Origin of the sequence: Paenibacillus sp. GYB003 (assembly GCF_036577625.1) — a bacterium.
Lineage (GTDB): Bacteria > Bacillota > Bacilli > Paenibacillales > NBRC-103111 > Paenibacillus_AB.
In genome coordinates this window covers 88751-110887 of the sequence record NZ_JARBDC010000033.1, presented here as the reverse complement: position 1 = coordinate 110887, position 22137 = coordinate 88751, and the positions used below count along the sequence as shown (strand labels likewise).

The following is a 22137-nucleotide window of genomic DNA, read 5'->3' as shown; positions in this document are numbered from 1 at the left end:
CGCCATTCGTCCTCCCGAGTTATACGTATTTTTTTTGAAAAGCCGCGATCGCATCGAACTGATCTTTCAGCTGATGGTAAACGGCGCCGTAAATGGCCGTCAGCTCGCGATAAATCGCGTTGTTCGCCATGTCCGGCTCGTGGCGGACCGTCGTCCGGACCCAGTCGCCGATCGACGAGAAGTCGCGGATTTCGCCCAGCGCCAGCAAGCCGAGCTGCGCCGCCCCGAGGCCGGAGCTCTCGATCGAATCCGGCACCGTGACGGGCGAAGCGAGCGTGTCGGCCATCATTTGCCGCCACAGCGGCGAACGGGCGAAGCCGCCGGAGGCGCGAATTTCTTTCGTCTTCCCTCCGAGCTCCTCGAGCGCCACGGCGACGGAATGAATGCGGTAAATGACGCCCTCCAGCACGGCGCGGATCATGTGCTTTTTCTCGTGAAACAGCGACAATCCGAAGAAGACGCCCCGCGCGTTCGCGTTCCAATACGGAGCCCGCTCGCCGGCCAGCAGCGGCAGGAAAAGCAGGCCGTCGGAGCCCGGCTTCACCTGCGAGGCGAGCTCGGTCAAATGGTCGTACGGGTCGATCCCCCGGCGGCGGCCTTCCTCGGCTTCCAATGTCGCCAGCTGATCGCGCACCCAGCGAAGCATGATGCCGCCGTTGTTGATCGGGCCGCCGATCACCCAAAAATCTTCTTTGAGCGCATAGCAAAACAGGCGCCCCTGCGGATCGGTGAGCGGCTCGCGGACCGTGCCTCGAATGGCGCCGCTCGTGCCGATCGTGACGGAGTAGACGCCGGGCTCGTACGCGCCCGCGCCCAGGTTGGCCAGGACGCCGTCGGAAGCGCCGACGACGAACGGCGTATCCGCGGGCAACCCCATTTCGCGGCTGTAATCCGCGGTCAGCCCCTGCAGGAGATGCGTCGTCGAAACCGGCTCGGACAGCTGCTCTCTGGATACGCCCGCGACGCGCAGCGCCTCTTCGTCCCAGTCGAGACGGCGCAGGTTGAACAAGCCGGTGGCGCTCGCCAGCGAATAGTCGATGACGCAGCGGCCGAACAGCTTGGCGAAGACGAATTCTTTGATGCCGATAAATTTGTGCGTGCGGGATACGAGCTCCGGCTCGTGCCGGTTCATCCACATCAGCTTGAGCAGCGGCGACATCGGATGGATCGGCGTGCCCGTGTTCCGGTAAATGCCGAGGCCGTTCCATTGCTCCTTGAGCGGCGCTACGCAGTCGACGCTCCGGTTGTCCGCCCACGTGATGCAAGCGGTCAGCGGATGGAATTCGCGGTCGACGGCGATCAGGCTGTGCATGGCCGAGCTGAACGAGACGCACAGCACGTCCGAGCCGGAAATGGCCGCTTTCGCGATCACTTCCTTGATTCCGCGCACGACGGCCGCGAATATTTCGAGCGGGTCCTGCTCGGCCCGATCCGGCGTCGGCGTATGCATCGGATATTCGATCGAATGTCCGGCGACGACGCGGCCGTCCCGGTCGATGACGAGCGTCTTCGTGCTCGTCGTTCCCAAATCGGCGGCAATGACGTACCGCTTGGCGCTACTGTTTGCAGTCATTTCGGCAAATACCCCTCATCGTCGAACTTCAAATCGTACGGCTCGGTCAAAATTTCGATGTCCGGGTGACGGCGCGCTTCCTCGAGCATGTTGACCGAAATTTCGATTTCCCCGAGGTGCAGCGTATCGCGGATGCGAACGAGCCGGCATTTCGTATAATCGAGAATGTTGCACGTTTTGACCGCCGCTTTGATCGCGTAATAATCGTTTTCGAGCGTCGTCGCCTGTTTCGTCGGCGCGCATACGGTCGACGTGAGCCCGTTCGCGTACGTCGCCGGCCAGTCGGTTTTGTCCACCAGCCGCTGCGTCGTAAAATCGGCCGTGCCGACGCCGTTCGCGTTTCCCTTCGTTTCCGGCGTCAAGTCGAGCACGATCATTTTCGACACGTCCGGTCCGCCGTGGGCGTACGGCGTCGGGTAACGGCCGGTGACGTTCGGGTCCATTCCGTCGCCGCTAATGTTTTTGCCGATATAGTCGATGACGAGCACGTCGATCTGGTCGAACAAAATTTTCGGCAGATGCGATTTCGCCTCGATCAGCAGCTGTTCCTCGCGCGCTTCGATCTCCGCCGCCGGCAGCACCTCGACGCGGCACGTTTCGTCGTACGCATTCTCGACGAGCGCCACGCCGAACCGGATCGGCAGCTTGTTCAGCATCAGGTTCGCCATGGCCGGCACGTTTTCCGCCATATATTTGAAGCCGAGCTGATGGCACGCTTCGGCCCCCTTCTGCTTGCCGAGGCCGATGGCGATCATTTTCATGATGCCGCTCTCGATTCGGCCGCGGAAGGCGGTATGCGGCTTCACCCGATTGATGACGACGATGGCGTCCGCCTCGTACGCGTATTTGTCGACATAGACGGGCAGGCCGTTCGCCATCTCGTCGATTTTGACGACTTCCATCGACGACAAAATCGGAGCGCCCATCGCTTCCTCCGTAACGCCGAGATGGTGCAGCACGTCGCGCTGCCCTTCCGCCGTCGCGCCGCCGTGGCTGCCCATGCACGGCACGATGAACGGCTCGGCGCCGGCTTCCTTGATCGCGTCGATCGTCGCCCGCGTAAATTCGGCGATGTGCGCCACGCCCCGGCTGCCTACGGCGACCGCGACCCGCTCGCCTTTCTTGATCGAGTCGATCGCCCCCGGCTTGCTCAGCTCCCGGCGCAGCGCTCCGATGTAATCGTCGACCTTCGTGCCGTCGAACTTTTGCCGAATGCGCACCATTTGCGGAATCGGGATGTCTTCGAGCAGCGTTCTTAAAATGCTCATGGATGCCATGGCCTCCCCTTCATATGATCCTCAATTCTTTTTTACTTCTTTGGGCGGGGCTTGTATTTTTCATTCATGGGAAATCCGTTAAGAGACATTGCAGCTCCGAGGGGGAAAAGACGCGAGGCGGAAAGCTTGCGGCCACATTTGAAATCGTATCCTGTCCGCTTTCGTTCCAATCAAAAGGATACGATTTCGAGAGGGGTGGAGCTTGCGTCTTTTCTCCCGTCATTACGCCATCGTCTCTTATCGGCCATTTCCCATCCGAAACCCAAGCCCCGTTCAAATCGGCTTCACCGACTCGCGCACAACCAATTCCGTCTCCACGTACACCGTCTCGCGCGACGGCGCCCCCCGCTCGATGTCGGCAAGCAGCTTCTCCGCGCCGATCCGGCTGATCGTCTCGACCGGCCGCTTCACCGTCGTCAGCGCAGGCGACAAAAACGCCGAAAACACGTCGTCGTCGAAGCCGGCGACCGACATATCGTCCGGCACGGAAAGCCCTTGCTCGGCGATCGCCTTCATCGCCCCGACCGCCATTTCGTCGCTGGAGCAAAATACCGCCGTCGGCATCGGATCGGCGCGAAGCAGCTGCTTCATCGCCTTGTATCCGCCTTCAAGCGTGTAACCGCCGACGACGTGCAGCTTCGGGTCGGTATCGACGCCGTATTGGCCGAGCGCCTGCAAATAACCGTCCTTCCGCGCCGCGGACGATTTGAACGACTGCTTCCCCTCGATAATGGCGATCCGTCTGTGGCCCTGGGCGATCATATGCTCGACGACCCGGAATACGCCCGCCCTGTCGTCGGCGAGCACGTTGACCGGCGAAATCCGTTCGGCGTTGCGGTTCAGCACGACGAGCGGAATGCTTTTGTCCGCGACGTACCGGATGAACGATTCGTCGGCGTCGCTTTGGCTCATGACGATGACGCCGTCGAACGTTTTGCGCGTCACCGGCGAAAAATTGCCGTCGTAATCGTCGATCGCGTTGACGATCAGATGGTATTTCGAGCTGACCGCGGAATGGACCCCCTTCACCGTTTCGTGAAAGAAGTTCGACGACGTTCCTTTCGACAGCGTCGAAAAAAACAAGCCGATATGGTACGAGCGCGCGAGCACGAGACTTTTCGCGCTGTAGTTCGGCGTATAGTCGAGCCGCTCCGCGATCGCCCGGATTTTCCGCTTCGTCTCCTCGTGGATGAGCGGACTGTCGTTGAGCGCCCGCGATACGGTCGTATGCGAAACGCCGGCCATGCGGGCGATGTCTTTGATCGTAACGGTCATCCTACCACCTCTTGTCGCTTTGATCATAGCATACTGTGCACACGTTAACAAGAAGCAAACGGGACGCCCCGCCCCCGCTTTTCGCAAACCGCCGCCATTCAAAACAGCCGTCCCCCGGTCCTGTATCGGCACCGAAAGACGGCTGTCACGGAATCGTATGATGGCCCATTTCACATCTCCAGCTGCAGCATCTCGCTGCGCATATCCTTCAATCGTTCCTTGGACTTGGCGGCTTTCTCCTCGTCTCCCGCCGCAATCGCTTCGTGGAGCGTCGCCAGCTCGTAGTCCAGCTCGAGCCGCAGCACCGCCGCGCGTTCTTCCGCGCGCTTCGACTTGAACGCCTGAATCATCTCGTCGATCGTGACGACGGGTTCTTTTTGGAATAGCACTTTGTGCTCGACCCCCGATATTTCCACCATGCGGATGATTTCGCCGAACATGATGTTCTCGATTACGATTTGACGCTCGCGAAACCGTTTGACGATCGCATGACCGCGCGTGTCGCCGATCATTTTTTCCATCAGCTCGGACAGCTTTTCGTCCTTGAACGAATAATCGCCGACGATTTTGTAACGGTCGCCGATGCGTTGAAATTTCAGCTTGATCAGCTTGCGTCCGGTGCGGATCGAGATGACGAACTGCTGCTCGTTTTCGTTCCAATACAAGGAGTATCCTTCCTGAATGAGCGACTTGATGAAGTTGCGGATTTGCCGGCGGTCAAAACGCAACTCCAAGTTGCAGTATTCAACTTCATAGCTTTTGTTCACGGCAATCCCCTCCCTGAAACAGTTAACACCAAGTGTCGTGACATCCGAAAATCGTCTTGCGTCGTCCGATTCAACAGCGCTTCCCACTCGATGCGGCGCCGGGCTTGCCGGAGACTTGTGGAAAGATACTCCCGTTCAGGCGAATGCAGGGAATTTTGACAGAATGTTCAGACAACTCATCTGCTTACAACTATCTTATTATGGATCATATGATTTAGCAACTTGGATTATTGATTATTTTTTAAGCCCCCCTGTTTGTCCGGCCTTTCGACAAAAAAAGGAAGCCCGGTCGGACTTCCTGGGCCGCTTAGGTCCGTTTTTCGCCGGATGGCCGTCCGTCCTTCCGTCACGCCGTTTCGTTCCCGATCGTTCGGGTGTCGTCCGCGGCCTACGGCGTCGTATTCGTCGTTTCCTTCGGATACGATTTCCAGCCGGTGCTCGAAACGTTCCACGTGCCGTCGTGCGACTGCCAAAACCGGATGTAATATTGGACGAACCATTTGTCGCCGCCTTTGGCGAGCACCGAATATTCGTTTTCCGCTCCGAGCGGCTTGATCGTATAGCCGGATTCGCGGGTTCCGAAATAATCGTTCAGCGCCTTCAATTTCGCCTCGCTCACTTCGCCTTCTTCGACGATGACGTATTTCCGCTGGTCGCCCTTCACCTGCTCTTTCCAGTACGGCTTCACGAGCTCGAGATGGACGTACGTCTCGCCGGTGAGCGTTTCCGTGGAAAGCTGCGGACGTCCGACGTCGATCGGCAGCTTCTGGATGTCTTTCCAGCGCAAATAGGTGTCCCCTTTGTACAAATTGACCAAAGTCGGGTACGTGATGCCGTTGTATGTAAAGTTATAGGCGATCGGCGTGTCCAGCGTAATTTTCTCCTCCACCTTCACGTCGGGGACGACGATCGGCTTGTCCGTGCCGGCGCCGGCGCCCGTTCCCGTGCCCGTTCCGCCGCTTGCGCTTCCGCCGCTTCCCGAGCCGGCTCCCGTCTCCGTGTCGGGCTGGGGCGTCACCGGCATCGCCAGCTTGATCGTCTGCTTGCTCTCGTCCCAGCTGACGACGGCTCCGAGCAGCTCGCCGATCGTCTTGAAAGGCAAGTAGCTGCTTCCGTCGTAGATGAGCGGCGTTTCTTTGACCGTTTTCCCGTTCACCTCGATTTTGAAATCGGGACGCAAATAAGCGTCGACCTTTTGCAGCGTATCTTTGGCATAAACGCCGCTCGTGAAGACGACCCCCGTCGCCGCCGTAAGCAGCAGCGTCTTTTTCAGCCGCGTTCGATCCATCTCTTGATCCTCTCCCCACTTTATTCCATTTTCCGACATCTATTATACCGTACCCGTCTCGGCTCGACCAGAAAGAGTTGACAGCCGGCGTTTGCGTCCGCTCCTTCGTTTGTTGTACTGTAGAACATGACGAAAAACGGTACGCAGCGACATGCGAAGCAGGAGGGTTTTATGACGTTTCCGACGTTCGATTCATCCGATTTCGACGTATTTACGATTCCCGGGCTGGAGCCGCGCATGAAAGCGCTCATCGAGCGCGTCCGGCCGAAGCTGACCCGGCTCGGCGACGAGCTCGCCCCGGCGTTGACCGCAATGTGCGGCGAGCCGATGTTCCCCCATGTGGCGAAGCACGCCCGCCGAACGATCAATCCGCCGGCCGACACGTGGGTCGCCTGGGCCAACAGCAAAAAAGGGTACAAAGCCCATCCGCACTTCCAAGTCGGGCTTTGGTCGACGCATTTGTTCGTCCAATTCGCCGTCATTTACGAGAGCGGCAACAAAGACGTTTTCGCCCGCAATCTCGAGAAAAAGCTGGCCGCGATCCGCAAAGCGATTCCGGCCGATTTCCGCTGGTCGACGGACCATATGCAGCCGGAGACGACGCGGCACGGCGACATGTCTAAGGCCGATTTTGCGGCGATGATCGTCAGGCTGAAGACGGTGAAAAAAACGGAGGCGCTGTGCGGCATCACGATCCGGAAGGACGATCCGCTGCTCGCCGATCCGGCCCGGTTTGCGGACGCGGTCCGGGAGACGTTCGAGCAGGTCATGCCGCTGTACCGGATCGCTTTCTAACCGAAGCCGCCTTTCATTTTCGTCGCATGAATGTCCAAAGTTTGGAACAAACTATACGGGACTTTCGACGAAAGGAAAGGTGATGTTCCATGAACGCCCGAAACACGCTTAAACGGATCGCGTTCGGTACATTCGTCCTCGGTATGTCGGGGACTATCGCGTTTTCGGCGCTCGGCGTGCAGGCGAGCGCTTCCGGCCGGCACCCGACTTCCCCGGAGACGAGGCAGGAAGCCCCCGAATCCAAAGGGACCCGCGACGAAAAGCACGGGCACAAACGGTTTTTCCTGTTCGAGGACGCTGCGGCGGCGATCGGGATCGGCGTCGACGAGCTGAAGAAGCAGCTCGAGAGCGGCAAAAGCATCGCCGAGGTCGCCAAGGCGAAAGGGATCGAGCCGTCCGCGCTCATCGACAAAATGACCGCGATCCGGCTGCAAAAAATCGACGAAGCGGTCAAAGACGGCAAGCTTCCGCAGGAAAAGGCGGATCGGATCAAGGAAAAGCTGCCCGAGCATATGAAAAGACTCGTCGAAAAAAAAGATTGGAAAGATTGGGACAAGCACAAAGAACGGCATCCGAAAGACGCCAAGCAGACGACGTCCGAGCAGGAGACGCTGCCGTTCTGACCGGCGCCCGACAGCGGCAATAAACCCGGCTCCTCCTGGAGGAGGCCGGGTTTATTCGCATTGTGCCAAGCCGTCATAACTGTGTACCAATTGTATGGTACGATGGCGTCATTCCCGCAACTGACGAAAGGAAGATCGCGCTATGCCCCGTCCAGCCACCCGCGGCCGCCGCCTGCCGCTCGCCGCTGTCGCCTCGATCGCCGTCAGGCCGGGCGGAGGCGGCCGCCGTTCTCGAGCGGCTCGCCCCGTAGCCGCCCCCGCCTAAAACCCGGCCCGCGAATAGACGAGCGGGTTCAACCGGCTTGCCGCGGGATCCCCGGGCTTCAGGCCGGGAAACCATGCCTGCAAATCGTTTTTGCGCGCGTTCGAGTCCGGCTCCAATACGCGCGCTCCGTCCGCGTAGTAAATGACCGTCATCACCTCGCGCATCGTTTCGGTCGGATTGCCCGGCGCCGAATGAAGCGTCCATCCGGCGTGAAACGTTGCGTCCCCGGCCGCGAGCGCGCCGTAGTTGACCGTCTCCAGCCCTTTGCTATCGATGTAGGCCTTCAGCGTTCGGTGCGACTCGTCCGATATGACCGTTTTGCTGATATAGCCGGCTTTGTGCGATCCGGAGGCGAACGTCATCGAGCCTACCTGCTCGCTTACGGGAACGAGCGGCATCCACATCGTAATCATGTCCGACGTATCGACCGGCCAATAGATCTGATCCTGATGCCATGGCGTATGGCCGCCTCCCGGCTCTTTGAACAGCGCCTGGTCGTGGTAAATGCGCACGCCGCTTACGCCCATCAAGTCGGCGGCGATTTTGGCGAATCGGCGGGCGAGAACAAACGTTCGTACCGCCTCGTTTTGCGTCCACAAGTTGCCGATCTGGATAAACGCTTTTCCGTACGTGTCCCGCTCGTGCAGTGGCTTCGCATGAACATTGCGCTCCCGCACGAAATCGGCGATCGCCGGCCGGTATGCGGCGATTTCACTGGCGTTCGCCACCTGCCGCAGGACGATATGGCCCTTCTCGCGATAATACGCCGCCTGCTCGTCCGAAATCGGATATTCGTCGTCCATGCGGGGCCATTCGCCCGCCCCCGCATGCAATCGTTCGGCTTCCATGCAGCCATCCCCTCGCTTTTACGGAAAAATGAATGAATCTATCCCGATTGTAGCAAGCGGTCGAGGCTTTTTCTTTGTGAAATGCAGCCGATTATGGGTACATTCCGCTTATGGGCGATGTTCCGCATGGAAGCGGCGATAGGCGGCGGGCGAATGGCCGGTGCTTTTTTTGAACGCCTTCGTCAGATGGTGCACGTCGGCAAACCCGCACAGCTCGGCGATTTCCGACAGCGGGCGGGTCGAGCCGGACAGCAGGTCGCAGGCGTGCTTCACCCGCATGCGCAGCACGTATTGATAAGGCGTCTGCCCGAACGTTTGCCGGAACAGAACCGTAAACCGGGACGGCGACAGCTTCGCCTGCCGCGCCATCCGCTCCACCGTCAGCCGCTCGGACAAATGCAGCGAGCAATAGGACGTCACCCAGTTGAGCGGGCCGGACTGGACGGGGGACGTTCCTTTCGTATCGTAGGTTTTCAGCAGCATGAGAACGACTTCCGCGGCCAGCTGCTGCGCTTCCAGCATGGCGAGCTGCGTCTGCTCCTTCCACAGCGCAATCGCTTTCAAAAACGTATCGCGAAAATGCGGGGCGTCCGCGGGAAACAGCTGCACCGGAACATGCAAATCGTCGAAATCGTTCAGCCTCGGCTGCATCAGATGCTCCAGCCCGTCGAGCGCCACCTGTCCCGGCTTCGTCGGGAAGGCGGATTCGCGCAGCGGGTTGTAAAACAGGTCGAGATGGGCGAACGGCGTAATCGTGTCGGTCGTTCCTTCGAACCGGTGCAGCTCGCCGGGCTGCACGAGGCAAAAGTCGCCGTCGCGCAGCCGGTAATCCCGCCCTTCGACATGAAGATGAAAGCTGCCCTCCTGCACGTAAATGAGCAAGTAATCGAGCAGACGACGCTCTCCGTGCCGGTAAGGATAACGGACCGCAAAATCCGCCTGGCGGATGTACGGGACGAGCGGATGCGTTGCGAACGCGTCGTAAACCGAGCCCATGCGCTTCTCTCCTCGCGGCGCGTAATAAGAGCCGTTCCGGCGGATCGGCTCCGATCAATGACGGTCGTTCGCCCGGCAGCCGCAGGGAACGAATTCTTTTCCGTTACGACTTCGTTTTGACGGAAGGACGCGTCGATTCCCGGACGACGAGCTCGGTCGCGACGACCTGCTTCTTCGGCGCTTCGCGTCCGTCGATCAGCCGTTCGAGCGTGTCGAAGGCGGCGCGGGCCAAGCCGCGCTTGTCGAACTTCACCGACGTGAGCGGGACGAACGCGATTTCCGCATGCGACGAATTGTCGTAGCCGAGTACGGCGACGTCGTCCGGCACGCGGACGCCGCTTTTGATTAGAACATTCATGGCGCGGATCGCGATCAAATCGTTGAAGGCGACGATTCCGTCGACACCGCGATCCTTTACGCAGCTCAGCAGCTTTCGTTCGAAATCGGGGTCGTTGTTGAACAGCTCCCGGCTTTCGATCCCGCGGCTTTCCGCCGCCTGCCGCATGCCGACCTGGCGCAGCCCGGACAAATAGCTTTCCGGGTAGTCGCCGATATATAACAGGCCGCTTCGCCCCTGCTTCAGCAAAAGCGTCGCGCCCTCGTAGCATCCTTCGCTTTGATTGAATACGACGTACGGCAAATGATCCATGTCGGCGTGAATTCTCGCGATGAGCACGACCGGGATGCCGGACCGGTGAAGCTGCTCGTACAGCCCGGCGTTGCGGCCGCTCAAGTGCGGAGCGGCGATGACGCCCCGTACCGATTGGCCCGGGATGGCGTTCAGGATCGCCCTCTCCTCGTCGGGATCCTGGCCGGCCAACGAAACGGCCAGCTTATAGTTTCGCTCGGTGGCGATATGTTCGAATTCGCGGTAAATATCGCCGAAATAGTAAACCGATATGTCGGGGAATATGACGGCGATCGTATTCGCCGCCTGCCGGAGCGTATCGAGCTGCTCCTTCGGGGGAATGAAAACGCCGATGCCTCTTCGCTTGACCAAATATCCTTCCGCAACCAGCTCGGAGATCGCCTTGTTGACGCTGAACCGGCTCACGTTCATTTCTTCGGCCATGTCCCTTTCGGATTTCAGCCGGACCTCGCTGCCGGCTTCGGCCTTGTTCAATATATCTTCGCGCAAAAACCGTTTGATTTTATCATATAAAAAGCTGTTGTCGAATTTCATTCGTTCATCTCCAGCGTCGTTGGCGAGTGGACTGACCACCACTCATTATAGGCGATTGCCGGCAGGTTCGCAATAATCGCGGCAGATCGTGCGATCCGAAAACGGGAACGGCCGGCAGGCGGACGTGTGTCGTACCCCTCATCCGATCCTGCCGGCTTCGGTCCGGTTCCTCCTTCGGAAGGTCGGCCGCCGTTATTTTTGACGGCGCGCGGCTTCCTCGGCGATCGCCTTGTCGGCGCTTTCCTGCGTTTCCCGCAGCATCGTGTTGATATCTTTCGTCCCGGCGACGATAACGTCGGCCAGAGCGTTTACTTTGCCAGCGACCGCGACGTGGTACGGATTCGGCGGCGCCATTTTCGCCGGCTTGACCTTCAGCGCGCCTTGGATGTTTTTCCCTTTCGCCAGCGGCAGCTCGGACAAAAAGTCTTTGCGGATCGATTCGTCGGCGAGCGCGGTCAGCCGGCTTTTTTTGTTCAATATCGTCTGCACGTCCGGCGACGTCAAAAATTCGATCACCTTAAACGCTTCTTCCTTGTGCTTCGACGTCTTCGTCACGATCATCAGCTGCGCGCCGGGATCGATCGTAATCCCCGGATTATCGCGGAACGTCGGCGCGCCGACGAGGTCGAACGGAAAGAGCGCCCCGTTTTTTTGCAGCAGGCCGAGCGAATCCGGGATCCAGTTCATGAACATCGCGGTTTGCTGGTCTTTGAAAAAGCTGTCGAGTCCGGGCGGCTTCTGGAAATTGACGACCATCCCCGGAATTTGGTAAAACTGCTGCACGAGCTCGAGCAGCGGCTTGAACTGCGGCGTATTCACCAACGCTTTGTTCGCGCTTGCGTCGACGAGTGGCTGCGATTTCATGCGGGCGAACGTTTCCGGGTTCGGGGGAAGACTGCCGCGAAATTGTACGCCGCCTTCGCTGTACGTCATTTTTTTGACGATATCGACGTATTCGTCCCAAAACAGGCCGTCCTTCGGGTACGGAACGCCGCGCTTGTCGAACAAATCTTTGTTGTAAAAAAGCGCCATATGATTGAGCGCGAACGGAAGCGCATACAATTCGCCTTTCGGACCGAGCTCCTTGATCCAGTCGATGTTCGGGCTGGCGAATTTGTTCAGGTCGACTTTGTACGTTTTCGCGAATTCGCGCAAATCGTACGGCAAATCGAGGTCCTGGAGAACCGAAAATCTGGAGTTGGCCCCGTACACGATGTCCGGCGTCTGCCCCGCCGTTACCAGCTTCGTGATGTCCTCCTTGTTAATGTTCAGCGTAATGTGCGGATATTTCGCCTTCAACGGCTTTATCATCACTTCGTCGTATTCTTCGTCGGTCATGTTCAAAAAGTACGGCGTAAGGGTCAGCGTGACGGGCTCCGGCGCTTTCTCTTTGTTATCCGCCGGCGTCCCGCCCGTCTCCCGGCTCCCGCCGCAGCCGGCCAGCAGGCCGGCCAGCATCGCGCAAGCGGCGACGAGAACCGTTTTTTTATCGGCAGCTATCGAAATCGGAATCCCCACCTTTGTCATCGTTTCAATTCGCCGTTCGGACTCGTTCGTTGGAACGGGTTGCCTGACGACGTTCGCTGTGCCACAATGAAGTCCGGGTTGTTGTCCGGGCCGCTTCGGACCGGCAACAATGCGCAATGCGGGTACCGGCGGGAACGCGACCTTTCGCAGCGGATGCGATCTCCCCGGTACTCGTTCTTTTTCGCTTCGGCAAGCGCACGAATGTCGCAAACCGCCCATGCGAGCGGGAATGCGAATGCGCTTACAATTGAATCCGGCATCACCCTTTCCGCCTCATTCGGCGCGATCGTTTTTGAAAGCTCTCGACCTCCTTGTTTTGATTTGGTTGGTGGACCAGCCACGAAAAGTAAGCGCTATCCCAACTGAAAATCGCTATCCCAACTAAAAATCGCTATCCCAATTGTATAAGCGTTATCCCCATTAATAATCGCTTTCCCAATCGAAGTGGATGGTCCACCTGCTTCCACACCTCATTATAGGTACATACCGAAGCGAATGTCAATGGTTACGTTGGCTGATAACGGCGTTTTTCCGGCGACTTGCCGCGAATTTGCATCGGGCGGGCCGTTGGTGTATCTTGAAGACGTTGCCGCAACCCAAAACAATCCAATGAAGCGGAGGTTTGACGATGACTCAGCAATTGGCGTCCGGCGTAACGCTGGCAAACGGAGTGAACATGCCCTGGCTCGGGCTTGGCGTATGGAAAGTGACCGAAGGCGGAGAAGTGGAACGCGCCGTCAGGACGGCCATCGAAGCCGGCTATCGGAGCATCGATACGGCGGCCGCTTACGGCAACGAAGAAGGCGTCGGCAAGGCGGTGCGCGAGAGCGGCGTACCCCGCGGCGAGCTGTTCGTCACGACCAAAGTATGGAACGCCGATCAAGGGTACGACAGCGCGCTGGCCGCGTATGAGTCGAGCCTGCAAAAGCTCGGCATGGATTACGTCGACTTGTACTTGATCCATTGGCCGGTCAAAGGCAAATATAAAGAAACGTGGAAAGCGCTAGAGAAGCTGTATAAGGACGGCCGCGTCCGCGCGATCGGGGTCAGCAATTTCCACGAGCATCATTTGGACGATTTGCTGCAGGATGCGGAAATCAAGCCGATGGTCAATCAGGTCGAATACCATCCGCGCCTGTCCCAGCGTTCGCTGCTGAACTATTGCCGCGACCGGGGCATTCAACTGGAAGCGTGGAGTCCGCTTATGCAGGGCAAGGAGCTGCTCGATCACGAGCTGATGAAGGAGCTGGCGGCGAAGCACCGCAAAACGCCGGCGCAAATTATTTTGCGCTGGGACGTTCAAAACGGCGTCGTCACCATTCCGAAGTCGGTCACGCCCGAACGTATCCGCGAAAATGCGGACATTTTCGATTTCGAGCTGTCCGCGGACGACATGCGGCGCATCGACGAGCTGAACGAGAACCGCCGGGTCGGTCCCGATCCGGACAATTTCAACTTCTGATCCTGTGCGGCCCGGTTCGAACGACCGGGCCGTTTTGCGTTTACGACGACTCCTTCTTCAAATACAGCTCGCGGAATTCGGTCGGCGTCATCCCTTCGTGCTCGATAAATTTTTTGTTGAAATAGCTCGCGCTACTATAACCGACTTCGGCCGCGATCTCTTTTACCGGCTGTTCCGGGCGTTCCAGCAGCAGCTGCTTGCCGAGCTGCATCCGGCAAAGCGTGACGAAATCGAGCGGCGTCGTCCGCGTCGCATTGCGGAACAGCTTGCAAAAGTAAAACGGGCTGACGCCGGCCTGCTCCGCCCAATACGCCAAGTCGAACGGCTCGCGAGCCTTCTCCTGCATTCGCGGCAGCAGCCCGGTGATCCGATCGGTCCTGACGGCGCTTCTGGCGCCTTCAAAAGGCGCCGCCTGCCCCATAAACTCCACGAGAAACGCGTACGTCAGCGCGGACAGCTTCGTCTCGTGCAGGATGTTATGCCGGAGCGCCTCTCCATACAGCGCTTCGTGCGCTTCCGCGACCGGATCCAGTTGATGAAACGACCATAGCGTGGAACGGTGAAAGCCGTGCTCCATCATGAATTCCTGCAGCTTGTCCCCGTAAAAATGCACCCATCTGACGTCCCACGGCTCATCCTCCGAGCTGTAGTACCTTTGCTCCTCCAACGGAAAAAACAAAAAGGCGCTGCCCGCGTGCATCATATGCACGACCCCGTCGATTTCGACATATCCTTTCCCGCCGGCGACGAAATGAATATTGAATTCGTTGATCGCCCCTTTGCTCCGATGAATGCTGTGATGCGGATCGCCTTTAAATCTCCCGACCGAAACCGGCCAACAAAAAAAACGCCGATGCGGCTGCGTCGGCAGCAGCCGGATATTGTGGACCATGTCGCCCCCCCCATACGATGACAATATCGTGTTACCAGGTAACAATATATTATTATATTTATTATATTATCCATGCATTATAATGACAATAAACTGCTAATGAGGGGTTGAATATTCAATGGTGCAATCCAAGCTGCGATGGGGCATACTCGGCTGCGCGGGAATCGCGGTCCGTTCCGTCATTCCCGGCATCGCGCAATCCGCGCGGGGCGAAGTCGTCGCCATCGCCAGCCGCGACGAGTCGAAAGCGAAGCAAACCGCCGAGAAGCTCGGCATCCCCAAATCGTACGGCAGCTACGAGGCGCTGCTGGCCGACGCGGACGTCGACGCGGTGTACATTCCGCTGCCGAACAATTTGCATAAGGAATGGACGATCCGCGCCGCCGAAGCCGGGAAGCACGTACTGTGCGAAAAGCCGTTTTCGATGGACGCCGCCGAGGCGGCCGACATGGTCGAGGCTTGCCGGAAGCACGGCGTGAAGCTGGCCGAGGCGTTCATGTATCGCCACCATCCGCGGTACGCGCGGGTGAAAGAAATTATCGATTCCGGCGAAATCGGCACGATTCGCGGCATTCACGGCACGTTTACGTTCAACAACTCGGCGAACACGACCAATTTCCGCAACGATCCGGCGATGGGCGGCGGCTCCATCTACGATATCGGCGTTTACCCGATCAGCGCCGCGCGCCTGCTGCTCGGCCGGGAGCCGGAAGCGGCGACCGTCCATGCCTTCTTCTCCCCCGAGCACGGCGGCGTCGACATGATGGCGTCCGGCTTGCTCGAATTTTCGGGCGGCGTCGCCTTGACGTTCGACTGCGCCATGTGGGCGGCGGGCCGCAACACGCTCGAGGTGCTGGGCACCGAAGGGCGCATCGAGCTGCCTTCGGCGTTCGTTTGCCCGCCGAATGCGCCGTCCGTCTTCTACGTAACGGTTAAGGGCGAGCGCCGGGAAGATAAGCTGGACGCCGTCAACCAATACAGCCTGCAGGCCGACGATTTCGCCGCGACGGTTTTGGACGGCGCACCGTCCGTTATATCGTCCGACGATCCGGTCTTGAACATGCGCGTCGTCGACGCCTGTCTCGAATCGGCGCGTACGCGCGCACGCGTCGTCCTTCCATCTTAACGATAAGGAGTGCATCCGATCATGGACTATATTTCGATACCGGGCTTGGACAAGCGCTGCTCGCAGCTTATGATGGGAACCGACTACTACAAGCCGGAGCTGCTGGATACGGTAGGAGAGCTGCTCGACGCCTATGTGGCGATCGGCGGAAACGCGGTCGATTCCGCCTACATATACGGGGGCGGCAACAGCGAAAAGACGATCGGCCTGTGGATGGAGTCGCGCCGAAACCGCGCCGATATGATCGTGCTGACGAAAGGCGCGCATCATAACGCGAACGGTCCCCGCGTGAACAAGCAGGCGATCGACGAGGAGCTGGCCGTCAGCCTGGAGCGGCTGCGCACCGATTACGTCGATCTTTACGCGCTGCACCGCGACGATCCGAACGTCCACGTCGGCCCGATCGTCGAAGCGCTTAACGAGCATATCGAAGCCGGCCGCATTCGCGCCATCGGCGTTTCGAACTGGACGACAAGCCGCATTCAGGAGGCGAACGACTATGCGGCGGCGCACGGTCTCGTCGGATTTACGTTCAGCAGCCCGAATTTGAGCCTGGCGAAGCCGAACGAGCCGTATTGGGCCGGCTGCGTGTCCGCCGACGCGGAGGACTGCGCCTGGCACGAAAAGAAGCAGTTTCCTCTGCTGTCGTGGTCGTCGCAGGCGCGCGGATTTTTCACCGGCTTGTTTACGCCGGACGTGCGCGACAACGCCGACCTCGTGCGCGTCTTCTACAGCGACGCCAACTGGGAGCGGTACCGCCGCGCCGAACAGCTGGGGAAAGAGCGCGGCGCGTCGACGATTCAGATCGCGCTGGCGTACGTGCTGAACCAGCCGTTTCCGACGTGCGCCTTGATCGGCCCGAAAAACGCCGACGAGCTGCATTCGTGCCATGACGCCACGCGCATCAAGCTTAGCGCGGAGGAGCTGGGCTGGCTCGATTTGTCTGCGGAGAAGCAGACGATATAGAGGTAAGAACCAAGAAAAGACCGTCGGACAGGCGGTCTTTTCTGCGCAAACCGTTCGTTCGATTCCAGCGGCCCGGCGGGATCAGGAGACACCGGACGCGGAACCGAAAGACGCCACTCGCATCATGCTCAAAAACTGTAAAGGGCGCCGCCGCTAACGAACCGGCATAACCTTATTGAGACTCGTTTGACGTACTTGCCGATCTGACGAACTGGAGTATCGTTATTCGGCGCAGCGACCGCCTAATTGCGCCCGTTTCCGTGAAATAAGGTCGTCTCGATTCGTTAGACGAGAAAACCGTTCCTTTTGCCGCAAATAACGTTACTTGGATTCGTTAACGTCTCCCTGCCCGAAAGCTGCCGTTCGACGCTTGCTCTTGGCAAAAAGGTCGCACTTCGCTGTTGTGCCATAGCGAAGTAAAACATTCATTATCCAACAAACAAAAACGGTCGCGGCTGCGAGGCGCCTTTCGGCTCCTTGCGTCCGCGACCGTTTTCGTTCGAACCGCTATCGCGCGGCTTGCGCCGCCGGACGTTTCGATTGGAACGACATCGCCGTATCCACATACGGCTCGTCATTGCTGAGCTCGGCGATGTCGTGCCTCCCGTCCCCGTTCAAATCTTTCGCGAACAGCCGGCCGCCCGAATGGCCCCACGGCCCCATCCTCGACAGCAGCTCGAACTGGAGCGGGCCGGTTTGCCGGTAGACGGCGAGCTTTTTCTCCTCCGCGTTCCAAAATAAGACGTCCTGCTTCCCGTCTCCGTTGAAATCGCCGATTTTCACCTGCCCGTCCTCGCCCGTCGGTATCGTCAGCTGAAGCACTTTCCGCTTCCATTTCAATGCCGATGTATCCGGACTCAGCTCGAGCCACCGGGACGAATGCGGAAACGGAATAAGCAGCGAGTCGTTGCCGTCCCCGTCCAAATCGCCAACCGTCAGCGGAATCGGGAAATTGCGGTCCCATGGGCGCGGCGCCAACGCCACCGGCTCGCCCTTTTTCAGCGCATAGCTTTCAAGCTGGCTGCCGTCGGCCGCTTCGCCGGCGATAACCCATTCGCCTCCCGTTTTCCGCAGCGCCATCATCTGGGTCCAGCCCTGCTTGCTTTTTTTCCAGGAGCGCGAAAAGACGAATTCGTTCCCTTTCGAACGATACGACTCGATCGTGCCGTTCGCCCGCATCACCCATAAATCCGCCCGGCCGTCGCCGTCGTCGTCGAGCATCGTCCATACGTCGCCCTTCTCGTACTTCAGCTTGCACCATACTTTCGGAGGCGGCGCGGCTTCGTTGCGCAAGCCGCGAAAACGGCCTTCCGTCACGTTCACTTCGTTTTTGCTTTTGTCCCAGTCGACGATGTCGGACTGTCCGTCCCCGTTCACGTCCTCCAGCTCGACGGCCCCTTCCTTGCCGTTTCCGACCTTGACGCTGTGCGCTGGAACGAACGGAATGAAATCGGTCAACGACATGAACCGGTATCCTTTGTCCGCGAGCCTGGGGAGCAGTTTTTGCAGCGGGCTTTTCGCTTCGGCCGGATAGTCGTACAGCGGGAGGCCGTCCTCGAGCAAAGGGTTTCCTTCCTCGTCCGTCACCGGCAGCAAATGCTTGAATTCCAGAAACGGATGGAAAAATAAAGCCGGCAGCTTGTCGGATTTGCCCAACTGGTTCGTAATGATGTCCACGTCGCGATTATAAGGGATGTAGGATAGCGGCGTCGGGACGTACACCGCCCCGAGCGAAGGGGCGCCATAGCCCGTGTTGCGTTCCGTCGAATATTGCGGGTACAGCGCGTTGCGGTTGATTTGCACGTTCGCCTGAAAATGCAGGCCGAAATAGTTCCGGAACACGGCGTCCTGCTCCGGCAGCGTATGATAGTGCGGCGCCTCCCAAAAATACGGGAAAAAGCCGGCACGCCGAAACGTCTCCGCCCCTTGCTCGACGCGCATCGAGGCGTAAGCCGTCGTCATCGTTTCCTTGACGTCGGGGATATAAAACTCGTTGCCGCCCCCCGACTCCTGCTGTCCGTCGTTGCGGTACGCATCGCCGACCTGATGCGTATAGCCGTGCATCCCGAGTACGGCGCCGTCGCGTTCCGCCATGCGCAGCAGCGAATCGAACGCCCGAACGTACTCGTCGTCCGTCCGGTCGATCGACACGTCGTACCGGCTGCCGTCCTTGGACACGTTGACCCAGCGCGGAATGACGGCGATTTGGTACCGGACTCCGTTTCGCTCCAGCAGGCGCAAAACCGCTCTCAGCTTGCCGAGCTGTTCGACGGTGCCGTACTGGCCTCCCGGCCCGACGTCCTCCAGACGGAGCAAAATCTGTTTCGGCATATTGTCGTTCCCGACGGCCGGGACGAGATATAAAGCGTATAATAAAATGAAAACGGCCATCACGGCCAGCATGACGCGAGTGCGAAACCGGATGGCGAATAGCGCGCGTTTCAAAATGCGGGTCCCTCCTGCTGCTTCATTCCTTTGCGCCGACTAGTTGTATTATATCTAAACCGCTTACAAAAATCATCAACAAAAAAACCTCCCCGCGCATATCGCGCCGGAGAGGTGTCGGCTGCGGGACCGCCCGCCGTTTCGGCATTCCGCCCGTTCGAGCCGGGGCTTACCTGGCCGCGCTTTCCGCGCGGATCGTCCGGCTGTCGGCCGTCCGGAAGGCTAGCAGCAGCGAAATGGCCGCCAAGCAGAGCGTACCGCCGATCGCGAACGGCAAGTTCACGTTCAGATGGTACGCGCCCATGCCCATCATCGGTCCCGCGATGCGGCCCAGGCTGTCCATGGACGAGTTGAGTCCGGTCGCGACCCCTTGTCCGACCTTCGTCTTTTGCGTGATGAGAGACAGGACGCACGGGCGAATGAGCGCGTTGCCGGCCCCGAACACGGTCAAATACAGCGTCGCGGTCAGCAGGCTGGACGACAGCAAAATGAGGAAAAAGCCGGCGGAGGACAGCAGCAGGCCGATCATGATCACTTTCGCCTCGTCTCCCGGCTTGACGAGCCGGCGGACGACGCCGCCTTGAATGGCCGCTCCGACGATTCCGCTTACCAGAAACATAATGCCGATATCCATCGGCCCCGCTCCGAACTTGAGCGCCTCGAAATATTGGAGCGTCCCTTCCATGCCGGCCAGCGTGAACGTCACGAAAAACGACAGCATGTACAAATATTTCAGCGATCCGGAAAAAGCGGTCCAGCGGGACGCCCGTTTCGGCGCTTCGCCTCTTCGCGAGGCGGGCAGCGATTCGGGAAGGCGGGCGGCGGCGAGCGCGAACGCGACGAACGAAAGCGCGGACGCGACGAAGAACGGCACCGACAAGCCGAAGCCGGTGAGCAGTCCTCCTACCGCCGGGCCGAAAATGAAGCCGAGCCCGATCGACATGCCGACGAGCCCCATCCCCTTCGTCCGGTTTTGTTCGGTCGTAATGTCCGCCACGTAAGCGACCGCGCACGACGTCGCAGCTCCGGAAAACAGCCCGCCGAGCAGCCGCGATACGTAAAGCAGCCATAGCGAATCGCCGGCCAGGCCGAGCAGCAAAAAGCTGACCGCGAAGCCGCACAGGCCGGCCAGCAGGACGGGACGGCGGCCGATTTTGTCGGACAGCGATCCCCAAAACGGAGACATGAGAAACGATACGGCCGAATAGAGCATCAGCATCATATTGAGATGGAACGGCCCGACGATTTCCGGCAATACCGGAATGATAATGCCGAACCCGATAAAAATCGTCATAAGCAGCAGCATGATCGCCGAAAGTTGCTTGTTCACAGTTAAAGCCCCCGACTGAATGGAAATGTCGCGATCGATCCGAATCGCTACATCATTTTACCATAACTTTACGGCCGGAAAAAATGAACAATTGCAGAACGAACAGGACGGCGAGCACGATGCCGCTCGTGAGGAACGGCGCGCGATGGCCGAGCGTATCCCACATTTTGCCCGAAACGATCGGTCCGATCACGTTGCCGCATCCTTCGATCGTCAAAAAAAATCCCCATATCGCCCCCCGTTTTTCCTTCGGGATGACGGAAGCGATCAGCGCGTTCCAGGACGGGATAAGCAGCGCATAGCCGATCCCGACCAGCGTCACCAGCACGAGAATGATCGAAATCGACGTAATGTACGGAAACGTAAGCAGACTGAACGTGCTGAGCAGCAGGCCGACGTTGACGAACCATTTCGCCCCCCAACGGTCGACGAGCTTGCCGACCGGAATGAGAAACAGGACGGTAATCGCGCCGCCGGCAATCAAAAACAGGCTGTATTGCGTCGGGGTCAAATGGAGCACCGTCCGCGCGTACAGCGTCAGCACCGGCGTAAGCAGCCCGAGCGCGAACGTTTGGGCGAACAGCGCCACATAAAACGCCCAGCCGACGTCGAGCGAGCTTCTCGCTTCATTCAAATACCGGCGTATTTTGTCGTTTAGACGGCTCCACATGGTACCGAGCGGCTGTCGGGTCTCCCGTTTCCGCTTCAGCTCTTGCGCTAGCGATCGGATACCGTCCCCGCTTTTTCTGCGCGCCGGCATCCAGAACGTTACGAGGATGCAGGCGAGCATCAGCATGACGAGCAGCCGGAACGCGACCGTAAACGTTTCGTCGATAAAAAAGTTGATGACGACCGGACCGAGCCCGACCCCGGTCAGCCACGCCATATAGATGACCGACATCATCGTCCCGGTCCCCTTCTCGCCGACCGACTCCGTCGCCCCCGTAATGACGCACGGCCACAACGGCGACGTGCCGATGCCGAGCAGCGTGCACGAGAAGATGATCCAGGCGGGGTGCTTGAACGTCACCAATATGACGACGGAAACGAAGGTCAGAATCACCCCGGTCAGCATGACCGGACGGTAACCGATTTTATCGATCAGCCACCCGACCGGGGAACGGAACAAATTGTCCCCGATATATTGGAACGCCATCGTCCAGCCGATAAGAAAGGTCGATATCCCGAGCGCCGACTTCATGTAGATCGGCAGGATCGAGACGAGAATCGCTCCTTTCACGAACTCGACGATGAACATGATGACGAGAAGCAGTACGACGAATGGAGTAAAAAATTGCTTTTGATTGGCCCAAAACGTTTTCAGTCGGTTCACGAGTTCACCCTCTGCCGTTGCGATATCGGTTCGGACGGCTGCTTCGCCGCCGCCATCTATGTATTGTTTCCCAATCGGCCGATATTTTACTTCTTGAATATTTAACTTGCATGGGCCGTGCAAGTTAATTCTTGAACATTAACTTGTCATGGACCGTGCAAGTTAA

At 58.8% G+C, this 22137-nt stretch carries 18 protein-coding genes; 5 read left to right on the top strand and 13 right to left on the bottom strand.

The genetic code is table 11. The features are described 5' to 3' along the window. Nucleotides 1-19 precede the first annotated feature (19 nt). The 5 genes from gntK to PV407_RS12150 all read right to left on the bottom strand — a co-directional run bounded on the left by gntK (nt 20) and on the right by PV407_RS12150 (nt 6180). On the bottom strand, nt 20-1573 hold the full coding sequence (gene gntK / locus PV407_RS12170; protein ID WP_332090193.1) for a gluconokinase: 1554 nt from the start codon (nt 1571-1573) through the stop codon (nt 20-22). Then, the gene (locus PV407_RS12165) at nt 1570-2841 is read right to left on the bottom strand and encodes a DUF362 domain-containing protein (protein WP_332090192.1); all 1272 of its coding nucleotides are present in this window, start codon (nt 2839-2841) and stop codon (nt 1570-1572) included. The genes gntK and PV407_RS12165 overlap by 4 nt, the downstream gene beginning before the upstream one ends. Nucleotides 2842-3123: 282 nt before the next feature. Further along, nucleotides 3124-4125 carry a LacI family DNA-binding transcriptional regulator gene (locus PV407_RS12160; RefSeq protein WP_332090191.1) on the bottom strand — a complete coding sequence of 334 codons (1002 nt, stop codon included), beginning with the start codon at nt 4123-4125 and terminating at the stop codon, nt 3124-3126. 170 nt (nt 4126-4295) lie between these two features. Continuing rightward, nucleotides 4296-4892 carry a hypothetical protein gene (locus PV407_RS12155; RefSeq protein WP_332090190.1) on the bottom strand — a complete coding sequence of 199 codons (597 nt, stop codon included), beginning with the start codon at nt 4890-4892 and terminating at the stop codon, nt 4296-4298. A 388-nt stretch (nt 4893-5280) separates the two neighbouring features. Continuing rightward, complete coding sequence (locus PV407_RS12150) at nt 5281-6180, bottom strand: stalk domain-containing protein (protein ID WP_332090188.1); 900 nt, start codon at nt 6178-6180, stop codon at nt 5281-5283. 171 nt (nt 6181-6351) lie between these two features. Here PV407_RS12150 and PV407_RS12145 point away from each other — a divergent pair, with 171 nt between their 5' ends. Both PV407_RS12145 and PV407_RS12140 read left to right on the top strand, forming a co-directional pair. Next, entirely contained in the window at nt 6352-6975 is a 624-nt protein-coding gene (locus tag PV407_RS12145) for a YktB family protein (protein ID WP_332090187.1), read from the top strand. Nucleotides 6976-7064: 89 nt separating this feature from the next. Then, a complete protein-coding gene (locus tag PV407_RS12140; RefSeq protein ID WP_332090186.1) occupies nt 7065-7598 on the top strand; it encodes a hypothetical protein in 534 nt (177 codons plus the stop codon). Between the two features lie 261 nt (nt 7599-7859). Here PV407_RS12140 and PV407_RS12135 read toward each other — a convergent pair whose 3' ends face one another. From PV407_RS12135 to PV407_RS12120, 4 genes are all read right to left on the bottom strand, one after another. After that, complete coding sequence (locus tag PV407_RS12135; protein ID WP_332090185.1) at nt 7860-8711, bottom strand: phytanoyl-CoA dioxygenase family protein; 852 nt, start codon at nt 8709-8711, stop codon at nt 7860-7862. Nucleotides 8712-8819: 108 nt separating this feature from the next. Continuing rightward, nucleotides 8820-9707: an AraC family transcriptional regulator gene (locus PV407_RS12130; RefSeq protein WP_332090184.1), complete on the bottom strand. Its 888-nt coding sequence runs from the start codon at nt 9705-9707 to the stop codon at nt 8820-8822. A 103-nt stretch (nt 9708-9810) separates the two neighbouring features. Beyond that, a complete protein-coding gene (locus tag PV407_RS12125) occupies nt 9811-10890 on the bottom strand; it encodes a GntR family transcriptional regulator (RefSeq protein ID WP_332090183.1) in 1080 nt (359 codons plus the stop codon). A gap of 192 nt (nt 10891-11082) precedes the next feature. Further along, nucleotides 11083-12417, bottom strand: coding sequence for an ABC transporter substrate-binding protein (locus tag PV407_RS12120; RefSeq protein ID WP_332090182.1), 1335 nt, complete (start codon nt 12415-12417; stop codon nt 11083-11085). 628 nt (nt 12418-13045) lie between these two features. On the opposite strand from PV407_RS12120, the gene PV407_RS12115 reads away from it, so the two are divergent. Further along, nucleotides 13046-13879 carry an aldo/keto reductase gene (locus PV407_RS12115; RefSeq protein ID WP_332090181.1) on the top strand — a complete coding sequence of 278 codons (834 nt, stop codon included), beginning with the start codon at nt 13046-13048 and terminating at the stop codon, nt 13877-13879. A gap of 40 nt (nt 13880-13919) precedes the next feature. Here the strand turns inward: PV407_RS12115 and PV407_RS12110 are convergent, their stop codons facing one another. Further along, nucleotides 13920-14771, bottom strand: a complete 852-nt coding sequence (locus PV407_RS12110) for a helix-turn-helix transcriptional regulator (protein ID WP_332090180.1) — start codon at nt 14769-14771, stop codon at nt 13920-13922. Between the two features lie 118 nt (nt 14772-14889). Here PV407_RS12110 and PV407_RS12105 point away from each other — a divergent pair, with 118 nt between their 5' ends. Both PV407_RS12105 and PV407_RS12100 read left to right on the top strand, forming a co-directional pair. Beyond that, nucleotides 14890-15897 (top strand): Gfo/Idh/MocA family protein, encoded by a 1008-nt coding sequence (locus PV407_RS12105; protein WP_332090179.1) that lies wholly within the window; start codon nt 14890-14892, stop codon nt 15895-15897. A 21-nt stretch (nt 15898-15918) separates the two neighbouring features. Continuing rightward, complete coding sequence (locus tag PV407_RS12100) at nt 15919-16863, top strand: aldo/keto reductase (protein WP_332090178.1); 945 nt, start codon at nt 15919-15921, stop codon at nt 16861-16863. Between the two features lie 507 nt (nt 16864-17370). On the opposite strand, the gene PV407_RS12095 is transcribed toward PV407_RS12100, so the two are convergent. The 3 genes from PV407_RS12095 to PV407_RS12085 all read right to left on the bottom strand — a co-directional run bounded on the left by PV407_RS12095 (nt 17371) and on the right by PV407_RS12085 (nt 21971). Next, nucleotides 17371-19308: a DUF2334 domain-containing protein gene (locus PV407_RS12095; protein ID WP_332090177.1), complete on the bottom strand. Its 1938-nt coding sequence runs from the start codon at nt 19306-19308 to the stop codon at nt 17371-17373. 169 nt (nt 19309-19477) lie between these two features. Further along, nucleotides 19478-20638 (bottom strand): MFS transporter, encoded by a 1161-nt coding sequence (locus tag PV407_RS12090; protein WP_332090176.1) that lies wholly within the window; start codon nt 20636-20638, stop codon nt 19478-19480. Nucleotides 20639-20690: 52 nt separating this feature from the next. Next, nucleotides 20691-21971 carry an MFS transporter gene (locus PV407_RS12085; protein WP_332090175.1) on the bottom strand — a complete coding sequence of 427 codons (1281 nt, stop codon included), beginning with the start codon at nt 21969-21971 and terminating at the stop codon, nt 20691-20693. Between the last annotated feature and the right edge of the window lie 166 nt (nt 21972-22137).